The 2,525-nt window shown below is 33.3% G+C and carries 3 protein-coding genes; all 3 read right to left on the bottom strand.

The window, feature by feature from the left end:
* Nucleotides 1–29: 29 nt before the first annotated feature.
* Nucleotides 30–965 carry a bile acid:sodium symporter family protein gene (locus tag HMPREF0873_RS01650; RefSeq protein ID WP_008713926.1) on the bottom strand — a complete coding sequence of 312 codons (936 nt, stop codon included), beginning with the start codon at nucleotides 963–965 and terminating at the stop codon, nucleotides 30–32.
* An 11-nt stretch (nucleotides 966–976) separates the two neighbouring features.
* A complete protein-coding gene (gene panC / locus HMPREF0873_RS01645) occupies nucleotides 977–1,819 on the bottom strand; it encodes a pantoate--beta-alanine ligase (RefSeq protein WP_008713923.1) in 843 nt (280 codons plus the stop codon).
* A 72-nt stretch (nucleotides 1,820–1,891) separates the two neighbouring features.
* A complete protein-coding gene (gene panD / locus HMPREF0873_RS01640; RefSeq protein WP_004695834.1) occupies nucleotides 1,892–2,284 on the bottom strand; it encodes an aspartate 1-decarboxylase in 393 nt (130 codons plus the stop codon).
* Nucleotides 2,285–2,525 lie beyond the last annotated feature (241 nt).

The raw sequence follows: 2,525 nt of genomic DNA, 5'->3' as shown, positions 1-2,525 counted from the left end.
TTTTTTTGTTGCATGTAAAAAGTTTATTTTTAATGTAAACTATTTTCTCTCCGTAGAGTAGCAAAAATAGCACCTGATATATTATGCCATACACTAAAAATAGCCCCTACTAGCGTTGCTAATGGATTTAATGCAAAATTTGTTGCTGCCAATGTTACGGCTAAACCACTATTTTGCATTCCTACCTCTATTGCTAGCGCTGTAGTTTTATCATATCTTAATTTAAGCAGTGCTCCTACACCTAATCCTAGTAGTAGACCTAGTATATTATGTATACCAACAACAATAAGTGTTTCAAGCCCAGAAATCAATAGTTTATCTTTGTTGATAGCAATAATGGCTGCTATTAACAGTATAATAGCAATCATTGAGAAAATCGGACTAATGCTGGTTAAAGTATTGATATGTGATTTACATACATATTGGATTACTGCGCCCAATAAGATTGGCACAATAATAACTTTTACCATAGTAATCATCATAGGTAGAACTTGAACATCTACCCATGCGCCACCGATATATAAGATTAATAATGGTGTAACTATGGGAGCTATTAATGTTGAAGTAATTGTCATTCCTACAGATAAAGGGACATCACCATTGGCAATATAGGTTATAACATTACTGGCTGTTCCGCCGGGACAACAACCTACTAATATTACACCAATAACAATATCTGGTGATAATGTGAATATATGGCAAATTCCCCAGGCTAATAGAGGCATTATCGTATATTGTGCAAGTACACCAATACAAATATCTTTTGGATGCCTAAGGATACTACATAAGCTTTCAAACTTAATAGTAAGCCCCATTCCAAACATTGCTATACCAAGTAAAAATGGTGTATAAGCGATTGCCCAAGTAAAGTATTCTGGTACTATATAGGCAATGCATGAAAAGCCGAGGATTATAAAAATCAAGTATTTGGAAAGAACGTTGTTGAGTGTAAGTAAATGATTCATAACCTCTCTCCTTATTTTGGATCGTATGAGAAGTTATCAATAAGTCGTGTAGGACCAATATATATGGCCATAGCCACTAATACTGGAGCAGTAACCTCTTGTACAGGTTGCATAGTCTTAGCATCAACAACTGAAATATAATCTATTTTAGCAAGCGGTTCGGTTTGTATAGTGTCTGTCATAGTATCAATGATACATTTAGCAGAGCAACCATATTGTATAGTTTGTTTTCCCAATTGAATAGCTTTATACAATATGGTAGCGGCTTTCCGTTCTTCACTAGACAAATATGTATTACGCGAAGATTTTGCTAAACCATCTTTTTCACGAACAATGGGAACACCAATAATATTGACAGGAAAATTTAAATCAAAGACCATTTTACGTATAATGGCTAATTGCTGTGCATCTTTTTCACCAAAATACGCATTTGTTGGTTGAGTAATATTAAAGAATTTTGCCACCACAGTGCAAACGCCTTTAAAGTGAATTGGTCTGCGAATACCACACAATGTATCAGATAAATCCGCAATGTTTACAAATGCCTTTTTATCTTGGTACATTTCCTCCGGATTTGGAGCAAAAATAAGATCGACACCATGTGATTCACATAACTTTTTATCACTATTAATATCACGAGGGTAAGTACTTAAGTCTTCATTTTCTCCAAATTGAATAGGATTTACAAATATAGAGACAATGACCTTATCGTTATTTTTTCTAGCTTGATCAATTAATGCAGCATGTCCTTCATGTAAGAATCCCATGGTTGGTACAAAACCAATTGTGTAACCTTCTTTTCTCCAGCTATTTACTGTATTCCGCACATTTTCGATAGTTGTTATAAATTCCATTATATTCCTCCGTTATATTGTAAATACGAAGATAGTCTCCTATACAGTCTACTGTAATTCGATCAATGACAATTATTTTTGATCAACTAATAAACCATGTTTCTCATAGTTTTTTATATGACTTATCTTGTTATTGTTATCTACAAATACAACGAGAGGATTATGGCTCTCAACTTCGCTTTCATCAAGCTGTGCATAACACATGATAATTATCTTATCATGTACTTGCACATGTCGTGCAGCAGCACCATTTAAACATATAACACCACTACCTGCTTCTCCGGCAATAGTATATGTACTAAAACGTGCTCCATTATTAATATTTACAATTTGAACTTGTTCATATTCTCGTATTCCGGATGCATTCAATAAATCTGTATCAATTGTAATGCTCCCTACATAATCAAGCTCTGCTTGTGTCACAGTAGCTCTGTGAATTTTACCTTTTAACATTGTTAGTATCATGCTAAACTCCTTGTGTTTTAAATGTACCCGCCATATTGGTCGGTTCGAACTTTCACAATTTGTCTGTTTATCATGAATTAACAGTAGACTAGAGTATAGTTAAAAATACTATCTCCAGAGAAATTATACCATAATTATAAATTTTTACATTAAAATACAATTAATTTAATACAAATAATGTCACTCTAATCAAAAATAACAGTAAGATTGCAGTATAAAATAAAAACCAGTAGCTACAATG

Source organism: Veillonella sp. 3_1_44, assembly GCF_000163715.1.
GTDB classification, from domain to species: Bacteria; Bacillota; Negativicutes; order Veillonellales; family Veillonellaceae; genus Veillonella; species Veillonella parvula_A.
Note: the sequence above shows the minus strand (reverse complement) of the source record. Positions and strands in the feature narration are given on the sequence as shown.

Excerpts from the sequence above, each read along its gene's own strand:
- HMPREF0873_RS01650 (WP_008713926.1), bottom strand. The coding sequence starts at position 965 with ATGAATCATTTACTTACACTCAACAACGTTCTTTCCAAATACTTGATT.
- panC (WP_008713923.1), bottom strand. The coding sequence starts at position 1,819 with ATGGAATTTATAACAACTATCGAAAATGTGCGGAATACAGTAAATAGC.
- panD (WP_004695834.1), bottom strand. The coding sequence starts at position 2,284 with ATGATACTAACAATGTTAAAAGGTAAAATTCACAGAGCTACTGTGACA.